This window comes from Streptomyces sp. NPDC020917 (genome assembly GCF_044333795.1).
Classification (GTDB): Bacteria; Actinomycetota; Actinomycetes; order Streptomycetales; family Streptomycetaceae; genus Actinacidiphila.
Map to the genome: position 1 here is coordinate 446,062 of NZ_JBIRRR010000005.1, position 15,450 is coordinate 461,511.

A 15,450-nucleotide genomic window follows, 5' to 3' on the forward strand; every position below is an offset into this window, starting at 1 on the left:
CCCCGCAGGGGCGCGGGGAACTGCGCGACAAGCCACGACGGCGCGGCAGACGGCAACGCACGCTGAGGGCACCCCCGTTGTACGGCCACCCACACCCCGCTCTACCCAGAAGGCACGGTCCGCGGCAACCGCAAAGCCAGCAACGCCACATCGTCGTGCGAGTCCGCCGCCAGCCCCTCCAGCAACGCGTCGCACATCGCCTCCAGCCCGTAATGGCAGAGGCCGGAGGCGTGCTGGCGCAACCGCGTGAGACCGTGGTCGAGGCCCTCGCCGCGCCGCTCGATCAGCCCGTCGGTGTACAGCAGGAGTGTCGACCGCCCCGGAAGATCACTGACCGCACCGGTCCGTTCGGCGTCCGGGTCGACGCCGAGCAGCAGCCCGTCGCCGCCCTCCAGGAAGCGCGTCTCGCCGTCGAACGTGACGAGCAGCGGCGGAAGGTGCCCCGCCATCGACCACGCGAACTGGTACGGGCCGCCGACCGCACCCTTGACCAGGCCGTAGACGCAGGTCGCGGTGCGCAGCCCGTACAGCGCGGTGACGGCGAGGTCCAGGCGCCGCAGGATCGCGGCCGGCGGCTCCTCGCGGTCGCACGCGATGCCGCGCAGCATGTTCCGCACCTGCGACATGACCACTGCCGCCTGGAGGTCGTGCCCGGTGACGTCGCCGATGATCAGCGTGGTGTCGCCCTGCGGGAGGACGAAGCTGTCGTACCAGTCGCCGCCGACCTGCGCGGTGTCCGCGGCCGGTGCGTACCGGGCCGCGATGCGCAGGCCCTCGACGTCCGGCAGCTTCGGCAGCAGGGACCGCTGGAGGCGCTCGGCGATGTTGTGCGTCTCGGCGTGCAGCCGCGCGTTGTCCAGGGCCAGCGCGATGCGGTGGGCGAGGTCCTCCACCAGCACCAGGTCCGACGTGCCGAGCGCCGGGCGGTCCGGGCCGCGGACCGCGGTGAGAGCGCCGAGGACCCGGCCGCGGACCCGCAGCGGGGCCACGATCAGGGTCCGGCCGCCCAGCCGCGCGAACATCTCCAGGTTCACCCGGTGGAACGCGTCGACCGCCTCCTCCACCGGCGGCACCTCGGCGTCCGAGAGGACCGCCGTACCGGCTCCGCGCAGCACGCGCGAGAGCGGCCCGGACGGGGCGTCGGGCAGCGGCGGGAGTTCGCCGGTCAGGTCGGACACCTTCAGGCTCGGGTCGCGGTGCAGGACGCACACCCGCTCCACCCGGTCGTCGGGCTCCAGCAGGTCGGCTGCGCACCAGTCGGCCAGCGACGGCACCAGCACCCGGCACACCCGCCGCAGGCTCTCCACCGCGTCCAGGGTGCTGGACAGCACGCCGGCCGCTTCGTTCACCAGGGTGAGCCGGTCCAGGGCGTCCTTCAGCGCGGCGTCCACGTCGTGTTCGCCCACGCTGACCACCTCCCCGGCTCGGACCCTCCCGCGCGTGACGCGCGGCGGCTCCGGACCGCGGTGCCGGCCCGGCGACGAGCCCGGCCACCCGCAGCCCGGTGGCCGCCCTGAAGTGTGCGGGAGTCCCTTTGTCCACCTTGGCACTTTCCACGCCACGCGGCGCGCCCTGCGGGCGACGGCCACGGGGCCCGGGCCCCGGATCGCGGACCGCCGCACACCCCCGCCGTGGCGGAAGGACACCCTGGCCGGCCCGGGAAGCCGCAGCCCGGCCGGAGCACGGAGCCGACGGCAGAGGCTGCGCGGCGCCGTGCCCCCGCCGAGCCGCTCCCCGCAAGTCGTGCGGGCCGCGGCCTGACCGCGCCGGCCGGCCCCGTCCCTCGCCCGCCTCAGGCCGCTTGCCCGGCCTGAGGTCCGCTGCCGCGGACGGGACCCGGCCCGGGTGTTTTCCCCGGTGCCGCAGGGGCACTCGGGGAGCATGAACGGAGCCCTCGGTCTGCTGACCCGCGGCGCTCTCGCCGGCGCCGCAGGAACGACCGCGCTGAACGCGGTCTCGTACGCCGACATGGTTCTGCGCGCGAGACCGGCGAGCGGCACGCCGGAGCAGACGGTGAGCACGCTGGCGGACAAGGCGGGGGTGGAGATCCCCGGCGACGGCAGCCAGCAGCAGAACCGCCTGGCCGCGCTGGGGCCGCTCAGCGGCATCGCCGTGGGGATCGGCGTGGGGGTCGTCGTGGGCGCCGCCGCGGCGGCGGGTGCGCGGCCCCCGTGGTGGGCGCAGGCGCCGCTGGTCGGCCTCCTCGCCATGGCGGCGGCGGACGTTCCGCTGGCCGCGCTGGGGATCAGCGATCCGCGGACGTGGTCCGCCACCGACTGGCTCTCCGACGCGGTGCCGCATCTGGCGTACGGCCTGGCCACGACGGCGGCGCTGCCCGCGGAGCCCTGACCGTGCGGCACCGGAGGCGGCGGAACCGCGGAACGGGCCGCGGCGGAAAGGGCCGCGGCAGGACCGGCCGGCACGTCCGGCCGAGGAGGAAACAGGGCCTCGGCCCGCGCATCCTTTGCGCATCCGGGGGTACACGAGGGGAGCGGTTCTCGGGGCCCGCCCAGGACATCGGCTGGAGGCAACGATGAGCCTTTCGGTGCGCGAACGCAGGGTGCTGGCCGACATCGAGCAGACCCTGGCGGAGGACGATCCGCGCCTGGCGCGGCAGATGCGGCAGATGCGGCTGTCGCCCGCGGCCGGGGAGCCCGCGCCGCCGCGCCCGCCGGCGCGACCCGCGCCGCCGGAGCAGCAGCCCGCGGCAGGACTCGGACCACCAGCGGAGGCGGCGCCGGCTCCGTACCCCGACGAGCGGCCGGGCAAAGGAGCCCGCCGCGTCTCCCGATGCTGTACCGCGCTCGCCCTGGTCCTGCTCGTCGCGTCCGTCATGGCGGGATCCACCGGCGTGCTGCTCGCCGCGGGTGCCGTCGCGGTGGTCTCGTGCGCTGCGGCGGTGGCCGCGCGCAGGGCAGGAGCTAGGGACCCCGGGGCCCGGGGTCCCGGACCGGGTTAGCACGGCCGACCGGCACGATCGACCAGCACGGCCAGCAGGGCCGACCAGCACGGCCGACCAGCACGGCCGGTGCGCGGCGCCGGTCAGTCCGCCCGCGGGGCGTCGAACGGCAGCGCGCGGTGGAAGACGGCCATGGCCTTCCCCGGGCCGTTGTAGTCGTCGACGATCTCCACGTCGAACCCGAGGCTGCGGTGAAACGCGATCGACCTCGTGTTGCCGACCGAGGTGATCGCCTTCAGACGCGTGGCGCCCTGCCGCTGCGCGACGTCCGCGAACTCCGCCCAGAGCCGGCGTCCGAGCCCCGTTCCGCGGGCGTCGTCACGGGTGGCGACGATGTGCACGTACCCCGTCCCGGTCGGGGTGACGAAGCCGATCACGTACCCGAGGATCCCCTCCTCCCCCCGCGCGACGAAACACGTCTCGCCGAACTCCTGCACCAGCGCGAGCAGGTGCAGGGAGCGCAGGTCGCGTTCACCCCAGTACCGCTCGTGATCCTCCAGGACCTGCTGGACGTCGGTGACCCGGGCAGGCGTGATCCGCGCTCGCATACCGGCGATCATGGCACTCCCCCGTGCGCGAAGCGCCGCCGGGGGGCGCCCTGCCGTGTGCCCGTCGCCGGGGCCCGCGGTCACGTCCGCTGACGGCCGCTCTTCACGGGGCCGGGGTCGTCGCCGGTGCTCGCGGTGAGTTCGGCGAAGCGCACCACCGCGTCGGTGACCGCGTGGAACCGCACGGAGTGGAACAGGTCGAAGTTGTGGTGGGTGCCGGGGAGTTCCGCGTGGACGACCGGCCGGTGGGAGACCGCGCGGAGCCGGTCCGCGAACCGCCGGGCGTCCTCGCGGAGGACGAGGGTGTCCAGGGTGCCGTGGACGATCAGGAAGGGCGGGGCGGACGCGTCCGCGTAGGCGGACGGCGAGGTCGGCTCCGGGTCGGGCCGGCCGGCGTCGCCGTAGTAGCCGAAGAACCCGATGACGCCGCTGACGCCGGATCCGGACAGTGCGGCGGTCGCGGCGAGGTGCGCGCCCGCGGAGCCGCCGGAGAGGAAGAGGGTGCCGGGGCTGCCGCCGAGGGCCTCCGCGTGGGAGCGCGCCCAGGCCACGACGGCGCGGGTGTCGGCGAGCTGGTCCGCGTAATGGACCCGGGCGAGCCGGTAGTCGGCGCTGATGCAGACCCAGCCCTGGGCGGCGAGGCGGTGGAGCATCGGGTGCGCGCCGAGCCACTTGGTGCCGATCCGGAATCCGCCGCCGTGCAGGTACACGAGGACGGGGCCGCCCGGTCCCGGCGGCCGCCGGCGCGGGACGTACACGTCGAGCCGGTGCCCGCGCCGCGCGGGGCCGTACCGCTGGTTCCCGATCCTGCCCACGTCGGGGCGCCAGGACAGGAACGGCAGCAGCGTGACCCGCCACCAGGACGGCCGGGTGTACCGGGGTGCTGCCCCGGCGCCGAAGGCGCTCTCCAGCGCAGCCGCAAGTGCGGGGCGCGCGGTCCGCGCACGCGCCGCGACCAGGCCCAGCGCGAGCACGACGAGGACGACGAGCGCGGCGAGGAGCCACCACAGGGGCCGGCCGGGGTCCGGCCGCAGCCACACGGGCGTGGTCCCGGCCAGTAGCCAGCACAGTGCCAGGTACGGCTGCTCGTTGACGAGGAACCCCAGGGCGAACTGCAGGTTCCACGGCGTCGAGCGGCGCGGGCGGGGTGGGCACAGCGCGGCGAGCGCGCACAGGCCGACCGTCAGGGCGGTGCTCAGGGCGCTCGTCACGTGCCGGCCTCCCCCGCCCCGCCCGGGGCGGGCCGCGCCCCGGCGCCCCGCCCCTCCCTCGCGCCGCCGCCGGCGCCCCGGTCGTCCACGTCGTCCCCCATGGGGGCCATCCTCGCGCCCGGCCGCCGGTCGGGGAAGCACGGCGCGGTCTCTCCCGTGCCGGGCCGGTACGAAGTTCCGCAGCGCTCAGTAGCGGCCGAGGATCAGCTGTGTCTTGAGGATGTCGCCGTGGTAGAGCCAGCCGTGCGCGTCGGCGACCGCGATGGCGTCGGCGTGCAGCTGCGCGGCATCGGCGTAGTGGTCGGTCTTGAACGACAGCTCGACGACGTACTCGGTGCCGGTGCCGCTCGCGGCCTTCACCGGTACCACCTCGATGCTCGCGTCGTCGGACGACTCCCACGCGCCGGACCACACCTGGGACGTCACCGGGCCGTGGGCGGCGGACGCCTTCAGCGTGTCGGAGCCCCAGTTCTTCGCGGACCAGTCCTCGAGCTTGCCGGGGATCTCGTCGACCAGCCAGGAGCGGCCGGTGCTCGCGGACGGCATCGAGGTGCCGGAGTACCCGCTGCCGCTGTGGCTCTTGTCGTTGCTGAAGCTCAGCGTCTGCTTGGCGTAGCCCCAGTCGACCTGGGCGCCGTAGTTGGTGTCGCTGCTGTCGAAGCCCTGGTCGTTCGCCTCGTCCAGCGCCGCGTCGATGTCGCCGTTCGTGATCGGGAACCGCTTCTTGTACGTCTCCTCGAAGTCCGAGCCCGACTTGTGGCGCAGCCGGACGTCCCAGCCCTGGGCGTCGAGGTCCAGCGCGCCGGTGTCGAAGTACGCGTAGGAGCGGGCCTTGGCGGCGCCGGAGATCCCGAAGGCCGCCTTCACCGCCGCCGTGGGGGCGTGCGAGGAGTCGAGGGCCGCGGCCGTCAGGTCGATCTTCACCTCGTAGTCCGGCACCGCGTCGGCGGCGGCGAAGGCCGGCGTCGCGGGGGCGAGCACGCAGAGGGAGGCGGTGAGGGACGCGGTGGCGCCGATCGCGGCGGCGGTCAGCGAGCGGCGCGCAAGGGATGTAAGGGCCATGTCAGGGAAGCTTCCCCCGGCGGGTGATCGGAACGTGGTCGCCGGGGGTGGCCGCGATGAACCCGGGGCGACGGGCGTGCCGCGCCGCCGACGTTCCCCCTGCACGTGACCGGCCGGTGGCGAACCTTCCGGATGGAGGTTTGCCGCGAACAGGATGGGCAGCCGTAGGGCGTCGAGCTGTGGTCCGGGACGTCCCCGGAAGGCCATCGATCGGAGGGTGCGCCATGCCTCCCACCAGCAGTGCACACAAGACCCGCCCGCCGGAGTGGACCCATCTGCCGGACGAAGGGCTGGAGGTCCCCGGCGAGTCCTTCAAAACCCCCGGCCGCACTCCCCCCGCCGAGTCCGGCGTCACCGCGCTGGACGCGCCCGAGCGCGAGGCCCTCAGCCACGGCTGGGCCTGGACCCCCGTCATCCTGATCATGCTCGTCGTCGCCATCTTCCTGGCCGGCGTCATCGGCATGGCGGTCGAGCTCCTGATCTGACCCGCATTCCACGGGAGAGACCCCTGGGCCCCGCACGGACCTGCCGGCCGCGGAGCCGGGGACGGGTGGGTCCCCGGCCTCGCGGCCGGCAGGTCGGAACGAGCGGGTGAGCGGCGCGGTGGATCAGTAGGGGCCGTTCACGTTGTCGATCGAACCGTACATGGCTGCCGCGTAGTTGCATGCGGCGACGATGTTCGCGACCGGGTCCATGATGTCGTTGGACGTGCCCGCCACGTGATAGGTGTCGAACGTCGGCTGGATCACCTGGAGAAGTCCCTTGGAGGGATGTCCGGCGGCGGCATTGGAATCCCAGTTGTTCACGGCGTTCGGGTCGCCGCTGGATTCCCGCATGATGTTGCGGTAAATGCCGTCGTAGGTACCGGGAATGTTGTGCTGGGCCATGACGGCCAGCGCCTGCTTGATCCAGCCGTCGAGGCTGGTTCCGGTGGCCGCGGTGACGGCGGTCGTGGTGGTCGAGGCGGCGGGGGTCGCCGTCGCGGTGGAGGCGGAGGTGGAGGTTGCGGCCGGCGCGGGCGCGGTGGTCGTGGCCGGCTTCGGCGTGGTCGCCGGACGCGCGTGCTTCGCGGTCGTGTGGCGGTGGTGGTGGTGCCACGTCGTCTTGGCCTGCGGCTGGCTCTCCTGCGCGGCAGGCCGCGCCCAGCTGCGCGAGTCCCCGTCGTGGGTCCACTGGTGCGCGTAGCCGGACTGCCGGGCGCTCGCCGACGACGAGCCGTGCCCGTCGGCGGCGCTGGCGGTGCCGGCGCCCACCGCGCCCACGGTCAGCGCTGCCGCGCCGATCGTGACGACGGCGAGGGCCGAGTTCCTGGTCTTTCGATGCGTACGAGGGCGTGCGTGTCTGGCCATGGCCGACCCGATTCTTTCCGATTGCCTTACCCGAACCACCCGTTCAGCGGGTGCGCCTCAATTCCGGCGGCACCAGGTGGATTCGGAGGCATCGTTCTAACCGCCCCGAACTCGCCCTGACAAGGCGCTTTCTACTAAGCGCCATAGTAGAAGAAAGGAAATCCACGGGAACCGGAACCCGCTCGCCGGGCGTCTATGGGAATTTGGGCGCGGACCCCGCCACTAAGCGGGACCGTAAGTGGCATGGGTCACATGACATGGGTCACGTATGCGGCCACTCACCCAGGTGTTGAAATTCCCTCATTTACACGGCTGTTCAGCACTCAGACGCCCATACACACGAAAATCGGGCGAGCTGCCCACAACGGGGTGACTCGCCCGATGGGGAACAAGTCGCGGAGACCCGGAGGTCACATCCGGGCGGCGGTGTCCTTCCGCAGCTGCGGCAGCATCGCGTAGAGCTTGTCGCCGGGGCACTCGGTGCTGTTGAAGTCCCGGTGCCCGTAGATCGCGTTCGGACTGAGGCCGTACTTGTAGCAGATGAACGAGCACAGGCTGACCAGGCTCGCGTACAGGATCGACGGCGGGGCGACCGACGTGTAGGTGCCGTTGTTCTCGATGCCGATGCCCTGGGTGTTCTGGCCGACGGTGTGCGCCCCGACGACCATGTTGCTGCCGGCGAGCAGCCGCTCCATGCTGCGGTGGCGGCCCTCCATGATGATCCCGGAGCGGCTGATGGTGAAGTGCTGGCCGGTGTCGATCCAGCCGTTGGTGTCCATGTGCAGGTCCTGGATCTCGTGCGCGATGGCGAACGAGCCGGACGTCCCGCTGTCCGGCGTGTTGGCGAACGCCGTGTGGTGCACGATGATCTTGTTCGGGTTGTTGCCCGCCAGGCTGACCGGCGAGGACGGGGGCCGCGCGCCCCAGGCGGCGCAGTCGAAGATGTTCGGTTGCGGCACGATGGCCGCCTGGGCGGCGGGCGAGGCGCCGATGATCACGGCTCCCGCTCCGATGCCCACACCGGCGGCCGAGGCCAGGAAGCGGCGGCGCGGCATCGCGAAGTTCTCGGGGTTCGGCATGCGTGCTCCCATGCGTGGGGTGAGGGAGTGTCAACATCCGTCATGGCGACGAGAGTTGAAACTTAATGCCGGACCGCACCCGGGAACCAGGGTGGCGATGAAACTTTTTGCCATGTCCTCAACAATGGCCAGCTCGGCACTGGCCGCGGGACCCGCCGCGGGCCGGCCCGCGGGACCGCCCCGGAAAGGCCGTTGATCGCCACCGCCCCGCCGGAGAGGATGATCCGGGTCCACGATCAGGGGCGGGGCCGGAACCCGGGCAGGGGCGTCCGGGCACGGGAACGTACGGGAGGCTGCGGGTGACGGGCGGGTGGGCGGTCGAGCTCATGCTCGGCGGCATCGTCATGACGGGGGCGTCGGTCCAGTTCCTGACCGGGATGGGCTTCGCGCTCGTCGCGGTGCCCGCGCTCGTCCTGGTCCTCGGCCCGGGGGACGGCGTATGCCTGTCCAACTGCGCGTCGGGCGCGATCAGCCTGATCGGCCTCGCGGGCGGCTGGCGCCGGGTGCGGCTGGCCGCGATGGCCCCGCTGATCGCCGCGTCCGTCTGCACGGTGCCGGTCGGCACCTGGGTGGCGTCCCGGCTGCCCGGCCCCGTCCTGCTCAGCTGCATGGGCGCCCTGGTCACGGCGCTGGTCCTGTTCGTGATGCGGGGCGGCCGCACGGAGGCGCTGTGCGGCGTGCGCGGAGCGCTGACCGCGGGAGCGGCCGGCGGCTTCATGAACTCCTCCGCCGGCGTCGGCGGCCCCCCGGTCTCCATGTACGCGGTCAACGCCGGCTGGACGGTCCGGGAGTTCGTGCCGAACGCGCAGTTCTACGGGATCACGGTCAACGCGGTCTCGATCGCCTCCAAGGGGCTCCCCCAGGTCGGCGGCACGGTATGGGAACTGTCCGCCGCGGGGCTGGCGGTGGGCGCCGTCATCGGGAAGGTGCTGGCGGAACGGGTGCCGGAGAAGGGGGCCAGGCGGCTCGTCCTGCTGCTCGCGCTGACCGGCGGGGTGACCACCCTGGCCAAGGGCCTGTCCGGCCTGTGACCGCCGGGGGCGGTGGCGCCGCTGCCCACCCCAATCGCCTCGGTCATCACGGAGGACGCGGCACGACCGTCATGACAACCAGGGGTTGACATGACAACCCCTGGTTGTCACCATGGGGTCATGGCCGACACCAAGGACCTCTCCGCGTACGAGGACGTCTTCGCCCGCATCAAGGAAGTGCGGGCGCAGGCGATCCACCACACCACCCTGGCAAGGCAGTTCGCTGCCGAGCGCCGGGACCTGATGCAGGGGCTCATCGACCGGGGGGTGAGCCAGGCGGACATCGCCCGCGAACTCGGCGTGAGCCGCCAGGCCATCCAGAAGATGATGGCGATCTAGCCGGCCCCTCCCCCGGGCCGGGTAACCGGCCACCGCGCGCTCGCCGCGCGCACGCGGGTGTCAGCGGTGGGAACTACTGTCGCGCGCATGGTCGACCATGACACCCTCGGTTCCACCCGTGAGGCATACGACACCGCCGCCCCGACGTATGCCCGGCTCTTCCGCGACGAACTGCGCGACAGACCCCTGGAACGGGCGCTGTTGAGCGCCTTCGCCGAGGTCGTCGGCGCGGGCGGGAACGGCCGGGTCGCGGATCTGGGGTGCGGGCCCGGTCATATCACGTCCCATCTGGCCGAGTTGGGGCTGTCGGTGTGCGGGGTGGATGCCTCCCCCGCCATGGTCGGGACGGCACGGCGGAACTTTCCCGGTCTGCGGTTCGACGTCGGCTCGATGGCCGCGCTGGACATCGCTGACGGCACGCTGGACGGCGTCCTCTCCCGCTGGTCAGTCATCCACACTCCGCCGGACGAACTCCCCGCCATCCTGGCGGAGTTCCACCGCGTCCTGGCGCCCGGCGGGCATCTGCTCATCGGCTTCTCGGCCACCGACGGCCCCTCCCACCCGACGCAGGTCTTCGATCACGCGGTCGCGCCGGCCTACCGGTGGTGGCCGGACCATCTCGCCGCGCTGCTGGGCGCCTCCGGGCTGGCCGAGGTGGCCCGGACGGTTCGCGAGCCGCAGCCCACCGACCGCCGCCAGTTCCAGGAGGTGCACCTGCTCGCCCGCAAGCCCTCGGCCTCCGATCGGCCCGGAGCGGACTGACGCGGCGCCGTGCCGGGCACGCCCTCCTCGACGGCGCTGGTGGAGAGGACGCGGCTTCAGTGTGCGCCGTCGGGGCGAGGAGTTGCGGGCGCGCTCTCCCGGGCCTGCAGGGCGAGCCAGAGGTCGACGCGGTCCTCGATGCGGTCCATGCGGCGGCCGGTGAGCTGGGCGATCCGCTCGATCCTGGCCTGCACGGTGTGGCGGTGCACGCCGAGGAGCTTGGCGGTCTCGGCCCACGAGCCGTTGGTCTCCAGCCAGACCCGCAGCGTCTCGCCGAGGGAGGCCGCGGGGTCCTGGGCGTCCAGGGGCGCGAGCACGGTGTCGGCGAACGCCGACAGCAGGGCGGGGCTGCCCAGTTGGAGCAGCAGCCGCACCGAGCCGGCCTCTGCGGTGGTCACCGGCCGGCCCAGCTCCTTGCTGGTGGGCAGCAGCGCCTGGGCCTGGCGCAGGGACAGCGCGGCGTGCTGCGGCGCCACCGTGGGGCCGATGCCCGCGGGCCGGCCGGGCGCGAAGCGCCGCAGGATCTCCTCGACGTTGACGCCGTCGCCGACGACGAGTTCGACGTTCTCGCCGGCGACGCGGGCCAGGCCGCCGGGCGCGGCCATGGCCAGATCGGCGGCGAGTTCGTCGGGTTGCTCGTCGGCGGCGACCGCGAGCACCCGGATCGCGCCGCTGCGCACGCCGGCCGCGGTGAGCAGCGAACGGGCTCTGGCCGGCGGCAGTTCGGGGGTGAAGAGCTGGGCCAGCAGGTGCGCCCGGCGGCGGCGCTGCGGCTCGTCGGCGAGGTGCCGCCGCTCCAGCTCCACCGACAGCAGCGACACCAGCACGCTGCCCAGCAGCCGGGACTCGGCGTTGGCCGCGCCCAGCAGCAGCACGAAGCCGCGCAGCCGGGACGCGCCGAGCGGCTGCACCTGGACCCGGCCGGAGGGCAGGTCGCCGTCGGCGCTGCCGCGCAGGCCGCGCAGGGCCACCGCGTCGAGGATGCCGGCCGCTTCCGCGATGGCGGCCGTGCCGTCCGTTCCCGCGGCGCCCAGCAGCCGGCCGAGGGCGTCGCAGACCACGACGGCGGTGCCGGTGGCCTGCTGCCAGGCCCGCAGCAGGGCGTCCAGGCCGTCACCGGAGGCAGTGGCGGCGGTGAGCCGGCGCTGGGTGCGCAACGTCCGTTCCAGCAGCCGCCGTTCCTCCGCCGCCCTGGCCCCGAACACGGCTTTGGTGACGGCCACGAACGGGGTCCGTTCGGGGGCGGTGAGCAGCGGCAGCCCCAGGCCCTCCGCGGCCTCGGCCAGCGCGGACGGCACCTGCTGCAGCGGCAGCGGCCGGCCCAGCCCGAGGATCAGCGCGGCCGCTCCCCCGCGGGCCACGTCGGCCGCGTACTGGGTCCACGCCTCCGGGGTGTCGTCGTCGGCGAGCAGCAGCCCGGTGGTCATGACGACCTCGGCGCCCTCCAGCCACGCGGCGGGCCGCAGCATCTCGGAGGCGTGCGCCGCCTCCACGACGTTTCCCAGGCCCGCGCGCCCCGCCGCGAGCTCCAGCCGCAGCGACGGGATCGCCAGCAGGTCGCGCACGGTGAGAGGCATGCGCGCATGCTCCACCAATTTCCCGCCGGTGTCGACGCGACGGCAGCCGCTCCGGCACCGCCCGTCCCTGCTGCCGTCCCGCTGCCGCCCCGCAGCCGGATCGTGCGGCCCGGCTCGCGGGACGGCAGGCGCCTCAGCCCTTGACGGCTCCCGCGGTCAGGCCGGCGGCGAGGTGGCGCTGGACGATCATGAAGAAGATGACGACGGGTGTGGAGACGATCACCGAACCGGCCATCATGGCGCCGTAGTCGGCGCCCTCGCTGGTGACGAAGTGGGTCAGCCAGAGGGGGACGGTGTACTTGTCGGGGCTGGCCAGGATGAAGTAGGCGAACAGGTACTCGTTCCAGGCCAGGATCATGGCGTAGACCGATGTCGCGATGAGGCCGGGGAGCGTGAGGGGCAGGATGATCCGGCGGAACGCGCCCATCCTGGTGCAGCCGTCGGTCATGGCGGCCTCCTCCAGATCCTTGGGCACGGACGCGACGAAACCGCGCAGCGTCCACACGGCGAACGGCAGGATGAACGCCAGGTAGGTGACGACGAGTCCGGGCACCGAGTCGGACAGGCCGACGTCGCTGAGGGTGAGGAACACCGGGACGACCAGCGCCACGTGCGGCACCATCTGGACCAGCATCACCGCCGCGAGGTAGGTGCCGCGGCCGCGGAACCGGAAGCGTGCGATGGCGAGTGCGGAGGCGAAGGCGACGAGGACCGCGACCGGCACGGTGATCCCGGTGACCAGGGCGCTGTTGCGCACCGCGTCCCAGAACAGCGGGTCGTCCACCACCTTGCGGAAGTGGATCAACGTCGGGGTGTGCGGCCACAGTTGGGGCGGGTCGGCCTCCATCGCGGGCGTGGACTTGAAGGCGGTGGTGGCCATCCAGTAGACGGGGAAGATCCACACGACGATGACCAGGACGCCGAGGGCGGTCCACAGCGTCCTGAGGCCGGACGCCGCACCGCGGGTCGAGCGGCCGTCCTGCCCGGCCGGCAGCGCGTCGCGGCCGGCCCGGCGGCGGGACCTGGCGAGGGAGGGCATCACGACAGCTCTCCGATCTTCGCGATCTGCCGCAGGTAGACGACCATCACGCCCAGCAGGGCGACGACGGTGAGGACGGCGGTCGCCGAGGCCAGCCCGTAGTCGTGGCCGGCGTACGCCTTGACGTAGGCGTAGATGCCCAGCGTGTAGTAGTCGGACGAGGGTGCGCCGTTGCGCAGGATCCAGATCTGGTTGAAGACCTGGAAGTCCCAGATGACCGACAGCGTGGTCAGCATGGCCAGCAGCGACCGCAGCACCGGGAGCGTGATGTGGCGGAACACCCCCCAGGTGCCGGCGCCGTCCATCCGCGCCGCCTCCACCAGTTCCGATGGTATCTGCATCAGTCCCGCGTACAGGGTGATGGCGATCAGCGGCACCGCGCCCCAGACCACGACCGCGGTGGCCACGGCCAGTCCCTGGGTGGCGTCGGTGTACCAGTTGTGCGGCTGCATGCCCAACGCCCAGTTGGCGACACCGGAGTTGTACTCGGTGATCCACCGGAAGATCTCGGTGGAGATGAACGTGGGCACCGACCAGGCCAGCACCAGCGCGAAGGTCATGCCGCGCCGGCACCAGGCCGGCACCTGCCGCATCAGCAGCGCGATGCCGAAGCCGAGGCCCATGGACAGGCCGACCATCGCGACGGTGAGCACGACAGTGCGGACCAGCACCGTCCAGAACGTCGGATCGCCCAGCAGTTTGGTGTAGTTGTCGAGGCCGACGAAGGTCGGGGAGGCCGAGGCGCTGAAGATCTGGGCCACGCCCCACTTCTGGGTGGAGAGGATCACCACCTTCACCAGCGGGTAGGCCAGCACGCCGAGCAGGACGACGAGCGACGGCGCGATCAGCACGTAGGGGGTGCGGTCGGCGCGCCGGCGGGCCGGCGCTGGGGAGTCCGCGGAGGCCGCGGTCCTCCGTGGGGGAGCCAGGGACGTCATGATGGCGGTTCCATCCGTGCGGGGACCGCAGGTCCGGCACCGGCACGGGCCGGCGCCGGACCTGCGGCCGGTCGGTCGTCAGGAGGCGTTGAGGGTGTCCTCCATCTTCTTCCCGTACGTGGCGGTGGCGTCCTCGACGCTCATCTTCCCGGTGGCGATGTCGGCGAGCATCTGCTTGATCGTCAGGTCCTTCTCGACCTGGGCCCAGTTCTTGGCGGCCGGTACGTTCCAGCTCTGCTCCAGGCCGACGAAGTAGCCCGCGCGCTCCGGGTCGTCGGAGGTCAGGTCGAGGGTGTTGGCGAGGAAGCCGCCGGCCAGGAACTCCTTCTCGCGGGCGGTGGAGGTGTAGTCCCTGATCCACTCCTCCGCCCAGGTCTGCTGCTTGCTCTTGGCCGTCACCGCGAGCACCGAACCACCCATGTAGGGCGGCGCGTACGAGCCCTCCTTGGTGGGGCTGGGCATCGGGAACGAGCCGACCTTGCCCTTGAGCTTGGGGTCGCCCTTGTCGGCGCTGTACACCTGCACCAGCTGGCCGTTGGTGGAGAAGCTCATCGCGGCCTTGCCGGCCACCAGGGCCGGGACGGCGCCCAGGTCGTCGCCGGTGCGGTCGCCGCGCATACCGGCGTCGATGAGCGACTTCCACGTCTTGAGCCCCTGCACCGCGGCGGGCGAGGAGAGTTCGGACTTCCACTTGCCGTCGGAGCCCTGCGAGGCGATCTCGCCGCCGTTGTCGTAGACGAACGGCAGTGCGCCGTACGGGTGCTGGCCGGGCATGAAGAACGCCGAGAAGCTCTTGTCGCCCTTGTGCTTGTTCATCAGCGTCTGCACGTCGGTCATCAACTGCTTCCAGGTGGTGGGCGGCTGGCTGATGCCGGCATCCTGGAACAGGTCCTTGCGGTACACCACGGCACGCGTGCCGCCGTAGTAGGGGATGCAGTACAGCTTGCCGCCGTTGGTGCAGGCGTCGACCAGGCCCTTCTGCCACTTGGCGCTGCCGTCGAAGGTGGACTTCTTCGAGCTGAGGTCGATGAAGGCGCCGGCCTGCACGTACTGCGCGGTCTCGGAGTTGCCGAGTTCGATGACGTCGGGGACCTTGTTGGCCTGCGCCGAGGCGTCGAACTTGGTGAGGTGGTCCGCCCACGCCTGGTACTGCACCGACACCTTCACCTTCGGGTACTTCTGGTTGAAGGCGGCGGTCGCGGCGGCGACCGACTTGGGCCAGAGGGTCTGGGCGTCCACCTGGAGCCAGACGGTCAGGGTGCCGGAGGCCGAGGTCCCCTGGTCCTTCTGCCCGGAGCTGCTGCCGCCGGAGTCGCAGGCGGCGGCGCCGGCGAGCAGCAGCGCGGCCAGGGCGGCTGTGGTTCGGAGTTGGCGTCGCATGGGCGGGTACCTGCTCTCTGTCCAGGGCGTGGCCGTGAGCCGTGCCGTAGGGGTGCGATGGCGATCCGCGGCGGTTCTCCCCCGGGAGCGGTCGCAGGCTGGCAGCCGCGCGGCGGTGGCGGCAATCACGCAGGTCAAAGTTCACTGACGCTGAACAAGCCCCGCCGCGGCGCACG

At 72.6% G+C, this 15,450-nt stretch carries 16 protein-coding genes; 6 read left to right on the forward strand and 10 right to left on the reverse strand.

Annotated features, from left to right (window positions below):
• Positions 1–101: 101 nt before the first annotated feature.
• The gene (locus tag ACH4TG_RS14260) at positions 102–1,406 is read right to left on the reverse strand and encodes a PP2C family protein-serine/threonine phosphatase (RefSeq protein WP_398242511.1); all 1,305 of its coding nucleotides are present in this window, start codon (positions 1,404–1,406) and stop codon (positions 102–104) included.
• Between the two features lie 475 nt (positions 1,407–1,881).
• Here ACH4TG_RS14260 and ACH4TG_RS14265 point away from each other — a divergent pair, with 475 nt between their 5' ends.
• Positions 1,882–2,349: a hypothetical protein gene (locus ACH4TG_RS14265; RefSeq protein WP_398242512.1), complete on the forward strand. Its 468-nt coding sequence runs from the start codon at positions 1,882–1,884 to the stop codon at positions 2,347–2,349.
• 184 nt (positions 2,350–2,533) lie between these two features.
• Positions 2,534–2,959 (forward strand): DUF3040 domain-containing protein, encoded by a 426-nt coding sequence (locus ACH4TG_RS14270; protein WP_398242513.1) that lies wholly within the window; start codon positions 2,534–2,536, stop codon positions 2,957–2,959.
• An 83-nt stretch (positions 2,960–3,042) separates the two neighbouring features.
• Here the strand turns inward: ACH4TG_RS14270 and ACH4TG_RS14275 are convergent, their stop codons facing one another.
• The 3 genes from ACH4TG_RS14275 to ACH4TG_RS14285 all read right to left on the reverse strand — a co-directional run bounded on the left by ACH4TG_RS14275 (position 3,043) and on the right by ACH4TG_RS14285 (position 5,780).
• Entirely contained in the window at positions 3,043–3,507 is a 465-nt protein-coding gene (locus ACH4TG_RS14275; RefSeq protein WP_398242514.1) for a GNAT family N-acetyltransferase, read from the reverse strand.
• A gap of 80 nt (positions 3,508–3,587) precedes the next feature.
• Positions 3,588–4,718 (reverse strand): alpha/beta hydrolase, encoded by a 1,131-nt coding sequence (locus tag ACH4TG_RS14280; protein ID WP_398242515.1) that lies wholly within the window; start codon positions 4,716–4,718, stop codon positions 3,588–3,590.
• A 186-nt stretch (positions 4,719–4,904) separates the two neighbouring features.
• Complete coding sequence (locus ACH4TG_RS14285) at positions 4,905–5,780, reverse strand: hypothetical protein (protein ID WP_398242516.1); 876 nt, start codon at positions 5,778–5,780, stop codon at positions 4,905–4,907.
• Positions 5,781–6,004: 224 nt separating this feature from the next.
• On the opposite strand from ACH4TG_RS14285, the gene ACH4TG_RS14290 reads away from it, so the two are divergent.
• A complete protein-coding gene (locus ACH4TG_RS14290) occupies positions 6,005–6,265 on the forward strand; it encodes a DUF6480 family protein (RefSeq protein WP_398242517.1) in 261 nt (86 codons plus the stop codon).
• 123 nt (positions 6,266–6,388) lie between these two features.
• Here ACH4TG_RS14290 and ACH4TG_RS14295 read toward each other — a convergent pair whose 3' ends face one another.
• Positions 6,389–7,129: a transglycosylase SLT domain-containing protein gene (locus ACH4TG_RS14295; RefSeq protein WP_398242518.1), complete on the reverse strand. Its 741-nt coding sequence runs from the start codon at positions 7,127–7,129 to the stop codon at positions 6,389–6,391.
• A 410-nt stretch (positions 7,130–7,539) separates the two neighbouring features.
• The gene (locus tag ACH4TG_RS14300) at positions 7,540–8,208 is read right to left on the reverse strand and encodes a peptidoglycan recognition family protein (RefSeq protein ID WP_398242519.1); all 669 of its coding nucleotides are present in this window, start codon (positions 8,206–8,208) and stop codon (positions 7,540–7,542) included.
• Positions 8,209–8,534: 326 nt separating this feature from the next.
• Between ACH4TG_RS14300 and ACH4TG_RS14305 the strand changes: the two genes are divergently transcribed.
• The 3 genes from ACH4TG_RS14305 (at position 8,535) to ACH4TG_RS14315 (ending at position 10,340) form a co-directional block, all read left to right on the forward strand.
• Positions 8,535–9,239, forward strand: coding sequence for a TSUP family transporter (locus tag ACH4TG_RS14305; RefSeq protein ID WP_398242618.1), 705 nt, complete (start codon positions 8,535–8,537; stop codon positions 9,237–9,239).
• Between the two features lie 120 nt (positions 9,240–9,359).
• On the forward strand, positions 9,360–9,578 hold the full coding sequence (locus ACH4TG_RS14310) for a hypothetical protein (RefSeq protein WP_398242520.1): 219 nt from the start codon (positions 9,360–9,362) through the stop codon (positions 9,576–9,578).
• An 87-nt stretch (positions 9,579–9,665) separates the two neighbouring features.
• A complete protein-coding gene (locus tag ACH4TG_RS14315; RefSeq protein ID WP_398242521.1) occupies positions 9,666–10,340 on the forward strand; it encodes a class I SAM-dependent methyltransferase in 675 nt (224 codons plus the stop codon).
• 56 nt (positions 10,341–10,396) lie between these two features.
• On the opposite strand, the gene ACH4TG_RS14320 is transcribed toward ACH4TG_RS14315, so the two are convergent.
• The 4 genes from ACH4TG_RS14320 to ACH4TG_RS14335 all read right to left on the reverse strand — a co-directional run bounded on the left by ACH4TG_RS14320 (position 10,397) and on the right by ACH4TG_RS14335 (position 15,274).
• The gene (locus ACH4TG_RS14320; protein WP_398242522.1) at positions 10,397–11,917 is read right to left on the reverse strand and encodes a PucR family transcriptional regulator; all 1,521 of its coding nucleotides are present in this window, start codon (positions 11,915–11,917) and stop codon (positions 10,397–10,399) included.
• 133 nt (positions 11,918–12,050) lie between these two features.
• Positions 12,051–12,956 carry a carbohydrate ABC transporter permease gene (locus ACH4TG_RS14325; protein ID WP_398242523.1) on the reverse strand — a complete coding sequence of 302 codons (906 nt, stop codon included), beginning with the start codon at positions 12,954–12,956 and terminating at the stop codon, positions 12,051–12,053.
• Entirely contained in the window at positions 12,956–13,894 is a 939-nt protein-coding gene (locus tag ACH4TG_RS14330; RefSeq protein ID WP_398242524.1) for a carbohydrate ABC transporter permease, read from the reverse strand. Before ACH4TG_RS14330 ends, ACH4TG_RS14325 begins: the two co-directional genes overlap by 1 nt.
• Positions 13,895–13,972: 78 nt before the next feature.
• A complete protein-coding gene (locus ACH4TG_RS14335; protein WP_398242525.1) occupies positions 13,973–15,274 on the reverse strand; it encodes an extracellular solute-binding protein in 1,302 nt (433 codons plus the stop codon).
• Between the last annotated feature and the right edge of the window lie 176 nt (positions 15,275–15,450).